The organism is Providencia sp. PROV024, from assembly GCF_032709665.1.
Lineage (GTDB): Bacteria > Pseudomonadota > Gammaproteobacteria > Enterobacterales > Enterobacteriaceae > Providencia > Providencia huashanensis.
Genome location: NZ_CP120545.1, coordinates 3,302,936 through 3,319,609 on the forward strand (window position 1 = coordinate 3,302,936; position 16,674 = coordinate 3,319,609).

The window sequence follows — 16,674 nt, forward strand, 5'->3', positions numbered from 1 at the left end:
TAAAGCAATTTTTTGGGTTTGTTATATTTTAAAAATTATACTGCGATGTAAATTTACTACCTACAATAGTTAATGTCGCAAAATATCTCTTTATAATGGGATAGTCGTATGAAAGATTTAATTCTAGGGGGTACGGTTTTTATACCCGGTATTGCTTTGGTATTTTTTTTAGGTTTCTTTTTTTGGTTATTGATTAGGGTGGTTTATGCAAATTTAGTGTGCAAATATGAATATGCGGGGAGTTTATTCGATATTTCCATACTATTTTTCTGCGTTTTGGCCGTTCATTCATTATTAATTTATAGTTGGTAATATAATGAATATAAAGAAATACTTATTAATTATTATATCTGTTTTTATCATCATTTCGTCTATATATTTATTATGGAACCATTATGCATTAAGTCCATGGACTCGTGATGGTAGAGTGCGCGCTGAAATCAACCAAGTGACAGCTGAGGTTTCAGGGAAAATTGAACAATTGATGGTCATTGACAACCAAGAGGTCAAACAAGGTGAATTGTTACTCATCGTTGACCCTACTGATTATGAAATTAAACTACGTCAATCTGAATTAGAACTTAATGATTTAGTAGTTCAATACAATTTTGCAAAGAACCAATTAGCAAGGCGGACTAAATTAAGTCAAGTTGCAATATCTAAGGAAGAGCTAGATGATGCTAGAGCCCGCCAGGAAAGCTTAGCTAAGAAAATTGAATTAGCAAAAGTGAAGATTGAAAAAGCTAAACTTGACCTATCAAGAACACAAATTCATTCACCAGTAAATGGTTTTATTACTAATTTGAATTTACGTTCAGGGAATTATATTAATGCAGGTTCCCCTTTATTTGCGATCGTTGATAAAGACTCTTTCTATGTGATTGCTTATTTAGAAGAAACTAAAATGACCAATGTTGTGGTTGGTGATAGTGCAAGTATAAAGTTATACAGCAACAATCATGAATTAAAAGGCAAAGTACAAAGCATTGGTAGAGCAATTGATGATAACAATTCCACGACAGGGAGTCTGTTACTTGAAAATATACAGCCTAACTACCCGTGGGTTCGATTAGCGCAAAGAGTACCAATTAAAATATCATTAAATGGCACTCAAGGAGTTACACTTATACCGGGTACGACTTGCACTGTATTTATTGAAGACTAAGTGATGAAACTAAACTGGATATTCGCAGTTAAATATATGCTAGCGATTTTATTGGCTTGGTATATATCTTCATATTTTGGTTTTGATAAGCCCTATTGGTCAATGATGACGGTCGCAATCATTGGCTATCCAGACCCATCATTAAGCTTGGCTAAAATGGTGGCACGGCTTGCGGGAAGTTTTATTGGCGTTATAGCAGTAACATTAATCGCTAATATTAGTATCAGTGACCACTGGCTGTTTACCGCCCTGATTATTATTTGGCTGTCAGTATGTTTATTTATGGCGCTGACCTCACGTTATATGATGCCTTATATGTTTTCACTTTCAGGGTATACTTCTGCAATTATTGCTTTTGGTACTTCAGTTTATCCATTGCCTATGACTATATTTAATTTGTCTCAAGAAAGGCTAATGGAGGTCATGATAGGTATCATTATTTATACATTTATTAGTTATGCTTTGCCAAATAGAACGAATAATCTACAAACAGTTCTACTGAAAAGAAAAATAAGTACGGATAGAAAAGATGTGTTATCAAGTGTGTTCAAAGGAAACTATGATAATACGATGAAAAATCTATCTATTATCATTGCTGATAGTATTGCCCATGATGAAGTGAGTAAATATGAAAGTCATTTTTTATCTTTTAAAAAGGCACACAGTAAGGTATTAAAATTACCTATGCTGGTCACTATATCTATTATTGGTTTAGTCGATCGAGCATTTTTACAGTATGAAAAATATAATCAAATATTAAGCTTGAAGAACAAGGTTGATAATCCCTCTACCTCTCAGTTTTATGTTTTTTTTGATTGGAAAGATGCTTTTTTAAATACATTAAGGTTAGTTGTAAGCCTAGTGATTAGTGTCATGTTTTGGCTTAATACTGGTTGGGAATATGGCTACATATTGCCTGTGCTAGTGAGTATTTCTTTTACTTTTGGGGTTACTATTCCCAATGCTAATAAGCTTGCTTTTATTGTATTTATTGTTGCTCTGTTGGTTATCGCACTTAGCTATATATTGAAGTTTTTCTTTTTAATACAAGCATCAAGCTTTATGCAAGCAGCTTTGATTATGACCCCTGTTTTCATCCTTTTAGGTGTCCTGAAAACAGTCGGTAAATTAGCATTTCTGATTTCACATATTATGTGTATTTCATTAATATTTTTAATTAATTTTACTAATCCAATGAGCTTTGATTTTGTCTTTTTTGCTAATACAGCCATAGCACTTATTTTTTCTATCATTATAGTGATCTTGATGTTGTATATCATCCCATTGAGTAATACACAGCAAATAGAATCTCGTAAAGTTAATTTTATTTTACAGAAGATAAATAAAATACCGTTAAATGAATTGGCTCTCATAAAAATCCGTAATACCTTACTAATGAATGTGAATTCATTATATGAACATAAAAATATTAACCAATTTTACGTGTTAATTGCATTGATTAGCCTATATGAATTATCGGAATCTGAGCAGGTAAGAAAGCTGATAGTAAGTATCATTAATGCAGTATCAATAAAAGATGATAAAGATAATATATTGAAATCTCTTAATGGTACTGAAAAATTTTATTCTGATATTAATGTAAAGTATGCCAAAGACGTTATTGGCTTGTTGTTATAACCATAAATATATGAGGTGGTCATGTTTGAATTATTAACTGCAATAGGTATTGGGTTAGTGGTATTGTTGCCATTATCAAATCCACTAACTACAGTTGCATTGTTTCTTGGTTTATCAGGTGGAATGACAATTGAGGCTCGTAAAAAAACTATAAAAATGACGCCTGTATATGTCTTTTTTATTATGTTGGCCTCATGGTATTCAGGGCAAGCGATCATGAATACCTTTGGTGTTACTATTCCTGGTTTGAGGATTGCAGGTGGTTTTATTGTTGCCTACATTGGTTTTCGTATGTTGTTTCCTATCGCTGAAAATAGCCGTAATGTTGAAGGGGGAAAAGCGGTAGATAATACATCTAGTATTGCATTTGTTCCTTTAGCTATGCCAAGTACTGCAGGGCCAGGTACTATAGCGATGATTATTAGTATGGCTTCATCAGTAATCACCAATGAAAGCGCTTACCCACATTGGGTTGTTATTGTCGCGCCACCGCTGGTATTTTTAATTTTTTCTGTGATCCTGTGGGCCAGTCTAAAAAGCTCAAATCTTATTATGAAGTTTTTTGGTAAAAGCGGTATTGATGCAATATCTAGGCTGATGGGATTTTTACTGGTTTGTATGGGCGTGCAGTTTATCATCACGGGTATAGGAGAACTCACACGTTCTGGTTTTTTTAGCTAGTTTTGATCAATGTTATCGTGTATTGCTCTGATTTAATATATAAATAACACCTTATTCAGCTCTTACTCCTCAACTGAATAAGGTGTTATAGCGTTTTATTTTTCATCGCCAGTCAACAAAGGTGATAAATTAATATCGAATAGTATTAATTATCTTTACCATCTCTAAATCCTTTTAGAATATACAAAAAATACATTAGTGAATATGTTATTACTTAATTTTTAAATATAGTTACTAACTATTTGAAATTACAACGCCTTTTCATATTTACATGAGAAGTGGATATAATTTAAATATAATGTTAAAAAACTATCTAACTACCTTTGTTAACGAGCCCGAAAATCATCATTCTTATTCCCCTACCAATAATCAACTATTCCCCATAAAAACTAATTACTTTTAGGTTTGTATTTAGCCCTGTAAACCCGTTTTTCATCATTAACACACTCCAAGGTAAACACTTCATCTATTGATCCGACTCTTACTTTAAAGTGTGTGCTGCTATCAACATCAATTACTGTTGGGTAGGCGTTACTGAAATTAGAAATTACAATCTTTGCTATTGATTTACATTCATTAAATAGCATTTTAGAGCTATCAGACTTATCCAAAACGGGGGTTTCGCTATTCGGGATTTTATTGGTAACAGTCATCTCTAATAGCTCTAAGGGAGTATAAACAACGGTAGGCTTCTCCTTAGCGATACCAAAAACTGGAATTAACATACATAACCATATTATTTTCTTTATATTTTTATATCCATTAATGTTACCAATAAATGATTTAATCAAAATCGCTATCATGTTGAACGGACCTATTTTTTGTCTTATAAAAAGGTATGGTCGACACTACTCGATTGTTATCCACTAGAAAACAGAAAGCACTGCGCCCTATGGTGTGTAAGAATCTCACGCTATCAGCTCTAATGTGAATATCTACCATATCAATGATTGGCTTCTCACACATTACAATTATACATATAAAGCCAGCCTTTTATCTTTACCAGCATATCTATATTTTATACGCCAATACTTAGAGCCATTCGGGGCAACTTCTAAATACATGGCTAAAGCCGCGACAGAAAAACCCATCAATTATCTACAAATATCTTTTCAGCAAGACTGATACAGTAAGTATTGATATCGTATTTGAAAGAGCACTAATTCACCACACTAATGATTACAATAGTAATTATAATGAAATCCATAGAATTCTAAATGATTATGGGTATTTTATTATTCAGGATAGAAGCATGAAAATGTTGCCCTATCGGGTGGAGAACAACACTTACGTGGTTTCCTCTTTGAATGCTTTCCAAACTGATTGAAATTGGAGCTATACGCAGTCCAATTCAGCAACAAATTGAAACTGTATTACAGCAATATGGCTTCAAACTTGTTTCCTCACAGTTTTTTTGTGAGGCGCAACGTGTTTATGAAAACTTTTCTTCCCTAGAGCGAGATATTAGCGCTCGTACAAATCGCTCCATTTGCATGAGTTAGATAATAATGAAATTACCTTTTTAACAAACACATTAACCCAACTTATCCAAAAATTATTAAATAATATTATTGGTATATTTGGGGCGCCAAAAAAACTATTGATTCTATTTACTTTTATTTCTAGCACTTCAAGAGACTCTATGACTATCCAATATTTCAGTCGCCATACATCGCAGTTATCTAATGACCAAAAAGAGGTTATCTACACTTTGTTATATCAAAGCTTTGACTGTGATTTTTCTCGAGATGACTTTCAGCATGCTTTAGGCGGCATGCATATTTTAGCTTACGACCAAAAACATGTTGTTGCCCACGTATCCATTGTTCAGCGCAATATGGCATTAGGTCATCACCCAGTCACTGTCGGTTATGTTGAAGCCATGGCAGTATTAGAAAGTTATCGCCGCCAAGGTATTGGTCGACAGCTCATGCAGGAAACCAACAAAATTATAGAAAACTGTTATCAACTCGGCTTACTTTCTGCATCTGAAGAGGGTTTTCCTCTATATCAATCAGCAGGATGGCATGTTTGGGAAGGAAAGCTGTATGAACTCAAACAAGGCTCTTATATTCATTCCATTGATGAAGAAGGCGGCGTTCTTGGGTGGACAAAAGATAAAACGATTGATTTTTCCCAACCACTCTATTGCGATTTTCGCAGTGGTGATCAGTGGTAACAGCTTGAAGATAATTTATAACGATACTGAGACTATTTATGAAAGAACAGAATATTTATGATAACCCCATTTTTTTTAAAAATTATCAAACATTAAGGGTCAATGATACGGGCCTTAATGGCATCATAGAAGAACCTGCATTAAGGGCTCTATTACCTGATTTAAAAGGTAAAATAATTCTCGATTTGGGATCTGGCTTTGGTGATTTTGCACGGTACGCACACAGCAAAGGGGCGAAAAAAGTTTACGGTATTGAGCTTTCAAGTAACATGATAGAACAAGCCAGAAAACTGACCCAAACCGATGATATTGAATATATTCATGCGTCAATGACTAACCCTATGACTTTCGATGAACGTTTTGACTTTATTATTTCCTCCCTCGCAATCCACTATATCGAAAACTTTAATCAGCTCGCAAGCGAAGCATATTCTCACCTCAAAGAGGGTGGGAAATTTGTATTCTCTGTGGAACATCCGATGTGTACCGCACATGCTTCTTCATTTATGAAAAATGAATCTGGTGAATTTATCTGTATGCCTGTCGATAATTATCAGAATGAGTCTATACGTCATACCTCATGGTTTGTCGATGACGTTATTAAATATCACCGAACAGTCGAAAGTTATATTATGGGATTACTCAATGTGGGATTTGTGATTGATGCTCTTAAAGAGCCTAAAGTCATCAATGACGCCCTATTGGAAAAACCGGAAGCTGAAATTTTTAATCGATATTCACCTTTTTTAATTATTAGTGCACACCGTTTGTAATAGCAAAGTTGTAATATCCGCTCTGAGTTAAGTTAAGGTGTCCATCACGTAGGATCACCATCAAGGGGGTCACATGACGGCTTATAGAGCGGAGTTTTTTACATTGGAAGATGAACAAAGAAAGCGTAAAATCAGTTAACCCACTGAATTTTAGGCATAAAAATAGACATCATTTGAAGTCTACAGGATTCAATATAAAGACATACCTCATTAATTATAAACATTTTATATTCATTCAATTTCGTATCATGCTTCCAATTATGTCCCCTTTTTATTTTGTGACTCAAAAATTAAGAGGTTCAGGCTTCAGTTTTCCCAAAGCCACCAGCATTGCAAAATATCATCAATTGGTAATTTCATTGCAGATAATGAAATACCAACCGGAAATAGTTCTACTCGTGTTTTCCACGACTTCGTTTCAAACGGAACTGTAAAATTAACACAGGTACGACTTCAAATTTAATCAGCTATTAATCAATCTTATTTAAACTTTACTTTCAGGGTTTAGCTTGAACATGATGGTTGTTGATTCAAGGTCGCCATGAATTGATTGAGCGAACTCAGGGATTTCACCACTAACCTGCCATCCTAGAGAGGTATATAAGCTAACAGTTATTCCTTTGGTATTTGTATCTAATGTTAGAAGTGTCAATCCTATTTCCCATGCTATTTGCTCAGCCGCTAGCATTAATCTCCTTGCGAGACCTTTGCGCCTGTAATCAGGTAATACCAATAATTTACAAATTTCTCCTCGGTGTTTGCCATTTGGCTTTGTACACAAATCAAGTCCAACAACACCAACGATTTTCTTATCTACCTCTACTGAGATAAGCTTAAAATTGTTTGTTGATAAAGAGTGATTGACACCAACCCAATAATTTTTCATATCACCTATTTGATCTTTTGCGTCAGTATATCCAACACTAGCCCCACCAAGGACGCATCTATACAATAAATTGGTCAGCTCATCTATTTTGTTATCGCTTATTTTGTCACTATAACAACGTATAATCATATTTGCGCCTCAATAAGGGTCTCATTACACAATAAGTTAGTAGATTAACTATGAATTAATTGAGCACACAAGTAACTAAAATTTTATAGATATATTTGAAACTCCTCGGTAACTTCGGAGCAGCTGAACTGGTCATCTTAAAGAGGAACAATGAAAGGTAGGTAACTAATTGTGGGTTAGTCTAAAGATGTGAAATGTCCTCTTTAGATTTTCCGATTTCAAATCAGCTTATGATACTAACTTTTACTAAGTAGTAACTATCTGTACCCCTGTTAGCTGATAGCCATTAAACCTCTGTAGCTTTATGAGTAAATTATTAAAATAATAGTTCGTAATTAATTGTTAAATATCAGACTAAGAGGATATTATAATTTTAATTACGAACTATAGTAACTATTCTAAGAAAAATGAAACATCAATACTCCCTCGATAGCTTCCCGCTTTGATATTTCCATTATGACAAAGGTTGAAATATAATGTTTCTTTAGTACTACTATTTGACATATTCCCTAACTTAATACGGTCATAATATGGAATAGCATCACCATTTCCATTTCTACAAATATCTGGGGTGGATGCTGCTCTTGAGGTTACAATATATGGCCTTTCTGTTGAATCCGCTGTATTGCCACTAAGTGAGTCCAAAGCCATTCCAGCCAAATTTGTGCCTGAATTATTTCCCGAACCTGTTTGCCCATGTAATTGCTGATTAGCTGAAACTACCATTAAAAGCTTACCTGCTGTTACACAATTAACATGTATGCTCGCAAGTTTAGTTTCAAGCAATTGGTTCTGTTTTCTCCCCGCAAGTTGATTACCAAATTTAATATCAGTCGAGCTAAGAGGTGCCACGGTACAAGAGTCTAATGCCTCAACACTTAAACTGTCGTTATCTAAAAAGTAGGGGAATAAAAATGACCATCCTGAATTATTTCCATATAAATCATCTTTATATCCAAAAGCGATAGACTCACCAGGCAATAATTTATATTTACCTTTAACCACTGAGGCATTTCCACCTGAGACTGAACTTGCATAAGCAGAGAGGCTGGAAATGCTTACTTGATTAAGACCGTCATTTCTTTTTGCATTCGGATAAAAATAATTTGGCCTATTTATGCTATTATTTTCAAGAGCCCAAGTCAGAATACCGCTTGGTACAAGATTTCCAGATATTTGTTTCGATTTTTGTAAGACAGCAGTTTTTGTTACATTATTGCCATTATACTCTTTATATCTTGTAGTTACCGTACCATTAAATAACAAAACTATAATTCGAGAATTATCATTCTCATTAACTAACTTTATCCCATATGCTGAATTATATTCAGCAAAAGCTCCTCCATTTGTAGTGAGAAACTTTATATAGTCATTTGTTTTAGGCAACATTGGATAATTGACATTTAGATCTGAAGGATACATAGTTTTCTGGGGATGCCTGTCATTATTAAAAATTTTTACTGATGGATATAGCTCCCCTAAATATCCAGTTTGACCTGCCCTTACTGTTAATTTATCAGTTGCTCCAAATGCTGATAATGACATTCCAAGCAGTATGATAGCGGATAGCTTTCTAGTTACTCGTTGATAACGCATTAAGTTTGATTGCTCTATTTTCATAATGATGTTCACACCAAAAAATAAGTTTTTTAAATATTCGGACACTAATTCTCTATCAAGCTCAATCATTGTTTTAAATAGTGTCCCATCTATACCTTATATAAATTCTATAAGGATCATACCTCATTACTCTGTACTTGAGTGTTAAATAAATGCCATAAATGTAACAATAGATTACTCATATAATGAGTTTACTTGAGATTTAATACTGAAAGTCCATATATTGGAAAGGTAATATAAAACCATAAAATTATAACTTTTATCGCTAAGCACTATCTCAAAACCAGATTAATGCTCATTGGTCATCGTTTCAGTGACCATTGGTAAGGGGTGACAACGCATTGTTTTTATTGCGAGAGGTCACAGTGACCACTAACCATGTCACAACTCATTGATGTAACTACAAACGGTCAATTTGACCGCCTAAAACATTAGGGTAACATTAGGGTTAATACCTTACCGTAACCTTACCGTTATCGGCTTAATCCTCCCCGTAACATCCCCGTTTAACCTTGCCGTAATCTTGCCTTTCAATCGCATTATACGGACCGTAATAGGACCGTTATTTTAGCTTTGGTTATTCATGTTCTGAGTAGATAACCCATTGATTTAATCGGTAACGCATATTTGCGTCACGGTAACTTATTGATATTTAGTCAGAGTGCTTATTTGCATTGTGGTATTAATCACCATCGGTAACCATTCCTGAGTGGTTACTTTTAGTGGTTACCAGTGTGGTTACTTTTATCTCATGACCATTATTAGAAATATTGCCAGCCAGTGACGAGCCTCCAATTTCAGAGCCTCATGACTCCTTAATATCAAGGAGTCCTATTTAACCGCCTTAAGTGCCCTTGATTCCAAGGCAACCTATAGCCTGTATACCAGTGAACACTGGTGAGACAGGAGAAAGGAAACCATGTCAATATTCCAAAGAGAAAAGCAAATCAGGTCAGGCTATCGGTGTTGCATTGAATGATACATCTTGTCAGGTTCTTAAGGAACAAATAGGAAACCATCACAAATGGGTATTTGTTCACACTGAATCCAAAAAGAGACCAGACGGAACATTAACGCCAAGCGTTAGAAAAATGCGCGTTGATTCTAACACAGCATGGAGAGCTGCACTAAAAAGAGCAGGGATAGAAAACTTCCGCTTTCATGATTTGCGGCATACATGGGCTAGTTGGTTGATTCAGTCTGGCGTCCCGCTTTCAGTTTTACAGAAAATGGGCGGCTGGGAATCAGTTGATATGGTGAGAAGATATGCACACTTAGCACCTAATCATTTAACTGAACATGCGAAGCAAATAGACACTATTTTCGGTACTTGCGTCCCAAATACGTCCCAGTTAGCAAAAGTGGAGAATTTTAAATGATGGTAAGTGATTGAAAATTAATGGTACGCCCTACAGGATTCAATATAAAGCCATACCATATTGATTATAAAGACCTTAAATTCATTCAATTTCGCATCATGCCCCCAATTATGCCCCCTTTTTATTTTGTGACTCAAAAATTAAGAGGTTTAGATATCGATTTTATTTGAATGATATTATTGCAAAAATATCATCAATCGTTAGTTATGTTGCAAAATTTGGCATACAAACAAGTTTATAGGCATTGAACCATTAGAAGTAAAATTAGAATATTTAAGCGAGCAAAGCGAAACAAATACAAAGAAATATGATTTAATCTATCTGAGGTGGGTTTTCTTCAAGTTTTTGGAGATCTCCTTCTTGATCTTTTCTCAATGCTGTCATTGAAGCCTTTGATAATAAAATATCATCTTGCATAGCAATCAGTAACTCATTTTCTAGCATTTCTTTAACTCTCGGAGGAAGGTTTTTATCCTTTAATCTATTTTTAATTCTTTTAATCGTTTTGTCACTTTCTGACAAAATCCCTCTTTGTGACGCCCCAACCTTTTTGATCAACCACAATTTTCTTATTCCATAAGATAAAGACAGAGCAAAAACAGGGAGTGAAGCAAACGCAAGAGGCTTAAGTGAAGAAAAATCTATACCGTAAATTATAAAACTCCATTCAGCCAAAAACACCGAAGCCGCACCAGATATGAGAGTTGCAGATAAATTGGGTAACGTTTTCTCCATTTTTGAAGTGGCGTTATCAATGGAATCAGAGGAGCTAGTCACCATTATTAGCGCTCTTACTTCTTACAGCCTTAGCTGCTTTTTCATATAATTCTTTTTGTGTTTTACCAGTAATAACGAATCGCTCTATTTCACCATTAGAGCTTTCAAATTCAACTAACACTTCTTTCTTAGGTAAAAGCTGGTACGCGATCCAATCAAATGAAACTCTAAATATTAGATAAGACAAGGGAAGACAGCCAAAAAATAACAGCCAAATAGCAAGTGATTGCATTTTCTCCTCCCTTATTTCACCTAAATTAACTTAGTTATAGACCTTTTCTATAACATATGATTTTTCGCCGGTATTTAATTCTTCCAGTATTTTCAGCTTGACTAAGTAAGTAGAGCTAAAAACTAAGGACTCAATACCTTTGATCATTCTAGTATAAAACTCATCATCATTCATAGTAATAGTTACTGCAGAGCCATCATATTCTGCCCTCCAGTTGGTATTCTTGTCTCGATGAACGGTAAGAAATGTAATGGCAGCGTCATCGATAACTAATTCATTTATCAATGGATCTATTACTTTACTTCTATTGTTAAATTTAAATGCCGAGCTATCTTCTTTGGTATACTCAATGATGCTATTCCCTTCATTATCATTTATTTTTATCAAGTCATAACCATCATGCTGGAGTGGTGTATAAATCACTTTATCTAAACTTTTTCTAATTGTTTTGCTAGTGAGTAACTTACCGAAAAATGATGGAGTTATAATTGATTCGTCATCATCAAGGATGATCTTACAATCCCCTTCTTGAGTAAATGACATTCTTCTTATTGGTCTGTTATTGATTTCTTTGACATAATTTATCAAGGTATCCTTCAAGGCTATGCCTGAAGTTACTGTTAAGCCAATCACTGCTAATACATCTAAGTATTCTGATGGATGCTGAATTACGTCTAATATATATTCAAATGACCCCTCTTGAAATGGCTTAACCTTCACGTCAATTTTATCATTAGTCCCATTAATTATTAGGTTAACCTCACTTATTAATAATTGGAGACCTGTTAATGATTCAGCTAGAACACCAAGATCAATTCTATGGTCTACTAATGCTTCTCCATCGTACTTAATAGTTAGTAATTCACTTCTCTCATCCATTACTCCTCCTTACTAAATATATTTATATCTGGTAGTAAAATAGAAATTTTTTATCAATGTTGCTCACTAACACGATACCTAAGCTAAATACTTGAAATATTTTATCAAGATAAATGAAACTTAGAGAGCTGGTTATTTAACCAGTCAATGTATACATGTTAAAGTAATCATCATATAAAGACATTATTGCTTCTTTCTCCCTGCTAATCGGCGTTCAAACTCTATCTCAGCGTCAACTTGTGACATTAAAGTATTAAAACTTCGGCTAGTTGATTTATTGCTTTTAATTCTAGAGCCTATTGATGAACAAACGTCATCCTGAAACAGTGCTTGTTCAAACCGTTTCAAGCTTTCTTTACTAGCGCGCCATGACCTGCCAACACGGAACATATGATACTTAGCTGGGTTTCTATAAACAGTGGACTCAGACAGCTTAAGCAACGCAGCATATTCCTTTACTGTGAAAAGTGAATCATCTTCCATAGCTATCCTCTGAATATGTAAGAGTTACTTTTAATTTTCAGGATAGCTTAGCTGGATTATTAATTCTGGGATAGCGATTCAAACTACGTTCATTTATTTTGAGCTTTATTTTTATCATAGTGCTCATTTACTAACAGGTAACTATCTGCGCCCCTGTTAGCTGATAACCATTAAACCATTCATAGCGACCCGTAGCAGTTACTTTGTTTCCTTTCTGGCAGGTCATAAGCTCCAGCGCATTAATATCGAATGCCACTATCTTTAATGGGTACGGGCTACGCTTGTCACTCTCAGCCTGAATAGTCATTGTGGCCATAACTTTACCTGTGGCTGTTTTAACTCGCTCAGGAGCTTTTATTACCGTTCCTGATGTGGTGATCTTGATTGATTTTGCTTTTCTCATTTACTCACCTTCATACCATGATAGTAAATACTGTATACCTGCCTTAATTTAAAGATACTAGTGTACCTAATGCATACGCACTACATACCCGCACTGATATTCATAAAACATGAATGATAACAAGGATATTAATCAATCCAGTGTAATTTTTGGTAGTACCAAGCATTAGGTTTTATATAGTCCAATCAATAGTGCCACCGTGGTTTACCTACATGCCATTTTGGTACGTTATTATATCCAGTCATTTTGACATCAAAATAATTACACCGTGATTTCTATTATGACTAGCATTGCGAGGCGCAATTTTGGGCTTTGGTTATTCATGTTCAGAGTAGATAAGCTATTGATTTACTCGGTAACGCATATTTGCGTCATGGTAACTCATTGATATTTATTCAGAGGACAAAATTGTCCTGTGGGTATCGCAATGCTTATTTGCATTGTGGTTACTTTTGGTGGTTACCAAAGTGGTTACTTTTATCTCGTGGACATTATTGGAATATTGCCAGCCAGTGACGAGCCTCCGATTTCAGAGCCTCATGACTCCTTAATATCAAGGAGTCCTATTCAGTCGCCTTAAGTGCCCTTGATTTCAAGGCAACCTATAGCCTGTATACCGTCGCACTTTTTCTTGCATCGCTCAATATTTGACCATTGCGATTATCTTCGCATCACCGTTTCGGTGCTGGCTTCGTCCATTGGTAGGTAGGTGCTGTCATTCTTCGTCTGTGACGCTCTTTACCCTGCATTGTCTGGGCTACACCCGTTCTAATCGCCAGCCTATCGAGTCCATTGAGTGATTGTCCTTGCTGGTGGGCTAATTCCATCATAACGGCTTGTATTGCTTCACGTTGTAACATGGCTATACCTCAAAAGGCGTTGTGATTATCGCTATACCTTGATTGTGCCAAAATGGAACAATCAAAGCCCATCATTCCACTAGCATAAAACATGCTGTTTTGCTGGCAACCAGAGTGGCAACCGTCAAAATGGCAACCAAGTTAAATCCGTCAAGACTAGTCAAAACTTATTACCCTTGTTTTGCTGCGTACCATTCTGCGTACTTTTACACAACATCATTATTTTATTTGATTATAGCGAAATGCGAGAATTAAGCACATACCTACTGCGTACCTATTTAATTTTGGACGGGGCTTATAAATTTACTTGGTGTGATGACAAGTTTTGACAAGTTTTCTACCACAACAACTAGCAACATTTACTTTGTTCTCATGTCTGGTTTTGTCTGGTTCTGATGTCAACAATTGTCAACATTCAGCGGATAGAGTATCCAGTAAAATATAGCCTTTTCGGTGGATACCAAAACGGATACCTTACAATCATCATGGCAACATCATAGTACCACCGCGGTTTATTACAGTGCTATTTCGGTACGTTACTACCGAGATTCTTTTTGATATCAAAATAACCACACCGTGATTTTTGAGTGGTTGGCTGTACTGGCTAATATTTATCTGCTTTGGCTAAAGGTACTAATTTGTGGTTTTGGTGTATGGGGTAGCATTTCAACTGTCCCCCCTTCCGACTGTCACGATAACCATGGCGGTTGATACAGGCTCAAAAATGAGCCGATTGATTCTATTAGTAAAATTAGACTGTGATCAAATTTGAGCTTTGCCATGTATTCAGCCAGTTACAAAGCGCAATAATACGGTTTGCTTGTTTTACAGTAAGTTACTCTAACTTTAAGTTATAGAATTAATCATTAAATTCACCAGCAATTTTACATTTCCTAATCTGTATAACACTGTTATACGCTGATATAATAAGCACTCATTGAGTTAATAACGGACTATTATCATGAGTAAATCTAATCTTATTGCCTTTCGTTTACCTGCTGAACTGCAAACCCTGTTTAATGATGCTGTATCGAACTCTGGTACTGATAAAACAGCGTGGATAGTCTCAGCTATCAAAGAGAAACTAAATCGACCAGACAGCAATCCTGACGCTCGTATGTTATCGCTGGTGGAACGCCTAGAATCGTCTGTGGCATCTTTGATTGCTGGCAAGGCGGATATCCCACCTTATACCTATAATGAGTCTGCTGTCGTTTCTGTGGTTAATTTGGTGCTATCAGAGGGTATAGATAACGGGCGCATTATCGCTGAACGGATTAACGAGGCTGGCTACCAGACGAAAGGTGGTAAAGCGTGGGATAAGGATATTTATTCAGCATGGAAGCGGCACAAAGATATCCTAGCTAAATTACGAGCATAAGATCTAGTATATTGCGTTGAATAATTATTTCATTACACATAAACGGGATGGTAAAATTCCTAAATGAGGGTCACGTGAAAAAAATAGCACTTTGTATATCTCTATTATTTCCGCTTATTGCTTGGTCTAATACTTGTGAGATTCAAGAAGTTGCGTTGTGCAAGGCTGCCGATCAGGGGAATGAGGATGCTCTGATAATGTTAGGAACATTGTATTATGAGGGGAAAGGAGTAAAGCAAGACTTTAAAAAAACTGCTCAATTAATCTCCCAAGCAGCTTTAAAAGGCAACGCAAGAGCACAGACTTTATTAGGCGCAATGTATTATGAAGGTAAAGGCGTAGGACAGGATTACGCGGAAGCAGCTAAGTGGTATAAATTAGCGGCAGATCAAGGTTACTCTATGGCTCAAGGGCAATTAGCCACCCTGTACTACATGGGTAAAGGGGTTCCTCTTGATTACCAAATAGCATCAAAATGGTTTATGGAGGCCGCGGAGCAAGGAGATTCATATAGCCAAGCCTTACTGGGTGTCATGTACTATGAAGGTAAAGGTGTAGATAAAGACTCTAAAATCGCAGCAAAATGGTTAAAAAAAGCATCAGAACAAAATAACCCTAAAGCGCATTTTATTTTAGGCTTCTTATTCTTAACAGGAGATGGAGTTAGAAAAAATGAAGCCTTAGCAAGTAAATATTTTAGAAAAGCTTGCGATTCAGGTCTTCAAGATGGCTGCCATGCCTATAGTAAATTATCTAAAAAAAATTAATAGAATGAGTAAGGTAGTATTATTATCTATTGATATTTAATCAAAAATATCCTTGATTGAGCGTGTCTCTACTTTCACATTGGCACTTAAATCAACCAGAACCTTATCCAGCCCTGTCAATCTGGCTTTCCCCATCGTTGCCGCTACTGCTGCCGATGCTTGAGGCGTGTCAGCATTCAGGGCTTTCAATCTAGCCGCTTCCAGCTCATCCAATAACATCATAACGGTAATATCGTGCTTTGTTCTAATATCTTGCTGTAGCTCGTTCACCCTTGCCGTAATCTTGCCGTTGTCCAATAGCTCTTTAGCTTTCCTGTTGATTGATTCAGGCTTCATTTTTGCCGTGTCGTATGCCGTTCTATAGGCTTCGCTTGCGTTGCCCGTCTCAATATAGGCAAGGCAGAAATTTTCTTGTTTAGTTGTTAGCATCTAGCCCCCTCAT

At 35.7% G+C, this 16,674-nt stretch carries 18 protein-coding genes and 2 pseudogenes; 9 read left to right on the forward strand and 11 right to left on the reverse strand.

Features of this window, described 5'->3' with window-relative positions; genetic code table 11:
• The first annotated feature begins 316 nt into the window (after window positions 1-316).
• From P3L56_RS15320 to P3L56_RS15330, 3 genes are read left to right on the forward strand one after another with little or no spacing between them, the layout of a single operon-like run.
• A complete protein-coding gene (locus P3L56_RS15320) occupies window positions 317-1,165 on the forward strand; it encodes an HlyD family secretion protein (protein WP_042845314.1) in 849 nt (282 codons plus the stop codon).
• Between the two features lie 3 nt (window positions 1,166-1,168).
• Window positions 1,169-2,803, forward strand: coding sequence for an FUSC family protein (locus tag P3L56_RS15325; RefSeq protein WP_198861458.1), 1,635 nt, complete (start codon window positions 1,169-1,171; stop codon window positions 2,801-2,803).
• 21 nt (window positions 2,804-2,824) lie between these two features.
• Entirely contained in the window at window positions 2,825-3,484 is a 660-nt protein-coding gene (locus P3L56_RS15330) for a MarC family NAAT transporter (RefSeq protein ID WP_129466255.1), read from the forward strand.
• 389 nt (window positions 3,485-3,873) lie between these two features.
• Here P3L56_RS15330 and P3L56_RS15335 read toward each other — a convergent pair whose 3' ends face one another.
• On the reverse strand, window positions 3,874-4,287 hold the full coding sequence (locus tag P3L56_RS15335) for a hypothetical protein (protein WP_071548319.1): 414 nt from the start codon (window positions 4,285-4,287) through the stop codon (window positions 3,874-3,876).
• A gap of 171 nt (window positions 4,288-4,458) precedes the next feature.
• Window positions 4,459-4,548: pseudogene (locus P3L56_RS22635) on the reverse strand (Arm DNA-binding domain-containing protein); the annotation flags it as partial.
• Window positions 4,549-4,625: 77 nt separating this feature from the next.
• On the opposite strand from P3L56_RS22635, the gene P3L56_RS22640 reads away from it, so the two are divergent.
• The 3 genes from P3L56_RS22640 (at window position 4,626) to P3L56_RS15345 (ending at window position 6,436) form a co-directional block, all read left to right on the forward strand.
• Window positions 4,626-4,811: a hypothetical protein gene (locus P3L56_RS22640; protein ID WP_369109835.1), complete on the forward strand. Its 186-nt coding sequence runs from the start codon at window positions 4,626-4,628 to the stop codon at window positions 4,809-4,811.
• Between the two features lie 315 nt (window positions 4,812-5,126).
• Window positions 5,127-5,663 carry a GNAT family N-acetyltransferase gene (locus tag P3L56_RS15340; RefSeq protein ID WP_210832003.1) on the forward strand — a complete coding sequence of 179 codons (537 nt, stop codon included), beginning with the start codon at window positions 5,127-5,129 and terminating at the stop codon, window positions 5,661-5,663.
• 38 nt (window positions 5,664-5,701) lie between these two features.
• On the forward strand, window positions 5,702-6,436 hold the full coding sequence (locus P3L56_RS15345) for a class I SAM-dependent methyltransferase (protein ID WP_166686111.1): 735 nt from the start codon (window positions 5,702-5,704) through the stop codon (window positions 6,434-6,436).
• A gap of 484 nt (window positions 6,437-6,920) precedes the next feature.
• Here P3L56_RS15345 and P3L56_RS15350 read toward each other — a convergent pair whose 3' ends face one another.
• Window positions 6,921-7,451 (reverse strand): GNAT family N-acetyltransferase, encoded by a 531-nt coding sequence (locus P3L56_RS15350; protein ID WP_210832132.1) that lies wholly within the window; start codon window positions 7,449-7,451, stop codon window positions 6,921-6,923.
• Between the two features lie 393 nt (window positions 7,452-7,844).
• Entirely contained in the window at window positions 7,845-9,140 is a 1,296-nt protein-coding gene (locus P3L56_RS15355; protein ID WP_272686158.1) for a hypothetical protein, read from the reverse strand.
• A gap of 866 nt (window positions 9,141-10,006) precedes the next feature.
• Between P3L56_RS15355 and P3L56_RS15360 the strand changes: the two are divergent.
• Window positions 10,007-10,450, forward strand: a pseudogene (locus P3L56_RS15360) (site-specific integrase); the annotation flags it as partial.
• 312 nt (window positions 10,451-10,762) lie between these two features.
• Here P3L56_RS15360 and P3L56_RS15365 read toward each other — a convergent pair.
• The 6 genes from P3L56_RS15365 to P3L56_RS15390 all read right to left on the reverse strand — a co-directional run bounded on the left by P3L56_RS15365 (window position 10,763) and on the right by P3L56_RS15390 (window position 14,084).
• Window positions 10,763-11,230 (reverse strand): hypothetical protein, encoded by a 468-nt coding sequence (locus P3L56_RS15365; RefSeq protein ID WP_210844501.1) that lies wholly within the window; start codon window positions 11,228-11,230, stop codon window positions 10,763-10,765.
• Complete coding sequence (locus P3L56_RS15370; protein WP_210844500.1) at window positions 11,220-11,459, reverse strand: hypothetical protein; 240 nt, start codon at window positions 11,457-11,459, stop codon at window positions 11,220-11,222. Before P3L56_RS15370 ends, P3L56_RS15365 begins: the two co-directional genes overlap by 11 nt.
• A gap of 30 nt (window positions 11,460-11,489) precedes the next feature.
• On the reverse strand, window positions 11,490-12,338 hold the full coding sequence (locus P3L56_RS15375) for a hypothetical protein (RefSeq protein ID WP_210844499.1): 849 nt from the start codon (window positions 12,336-12,338) through the stop codon (window positions 11,490-11,492).
• Between the two features lie 183 nt (window positions 12,339-12,521).
• Window positions 12,522-12,821: a helix-turn-helix domain-containing protein gene (locus P3L56_RS15380; RefSeq protein WP_264403635.1), complete on the reverse strand. Its 300-nt coding sequence runs from the start codon at window positions 12,819-12,821 to the stop codon at window positions 12,522-12,524.
• Between the two features lie 130 nt (window positions 12,822-12,951).
• Window positions 12,952-13,224: a hypothetical protein gene (locus tag P3L56_RS15385; RefSeq protein ID WP_270103628.1), complete on the reverse strand. Its 273-nt coding sequence runs from the start codon at window positions 13,222-13,224 to the stop codon at window positions 12,952-12,954.
• Window positions 13,225-13,895: 671 nt separating this feature from the next.
• Window positions 13,896-14,084 (reverse strand): hypothetical protein, encoded by a 189-nt coding sequence (locus P3L56_RS15390; RefSeq protein WP_270103629.1) that lies wholly within the window; start codon window positions 14,082-14,084, stop codon window positions 13,896-13,898.
• Window positions 14,085-15,045: 961 nt separating this feature from the next.
• Between P3L56_RS15390 and P3L56_RS15395 the strand changes: the two genes are divergently transcribed.
• Together P3L56_RS15395 and P3L56_RS15400 are read left to right on the forward strand one after the other, a co-directional pair.
• Window positions 15,046-15,465, forward strand: coding sequence for a hypothetical protein (locus P3L56_RS15395; RefSeq protein WP_036983513.1), 420 nt, complete (start codon window positions 15,046-15,048; stop codon window positions 15,463-15,465).
• A gap of 74 nt (window positions 15,466-15,539) precedes the next feature.
• Entirely contained in the window at window positions 15,540-16,232 is a 693-nt protein-coding gene (locus P3L56_RS15400; RefSeq protein WP_196231757.1) for a tetratricopeptide repeat protein, read from the forward strand.
• Between the two features lie 36 nt (window positions 16,233-16,268).
• Here the strand turns inward: P3L56_RS15400 and P3L56_RS15405 are convergent, their stop codons facing one another.
• Window positions 16,269-16,661 carry a terminase small subunit gene (locus P3L56_RS15405; protein WP_036983508.1) on the reverse strand — a complete coding sequence of 131 codons (393 nt, stop codon included), beginning with the start codon at window positions 16,659-16,661 and terminating at the stop codon, window positions 16,269-16,271.
• Window positions 16,662-16,674: the final 13 nt, after the last annotated feature.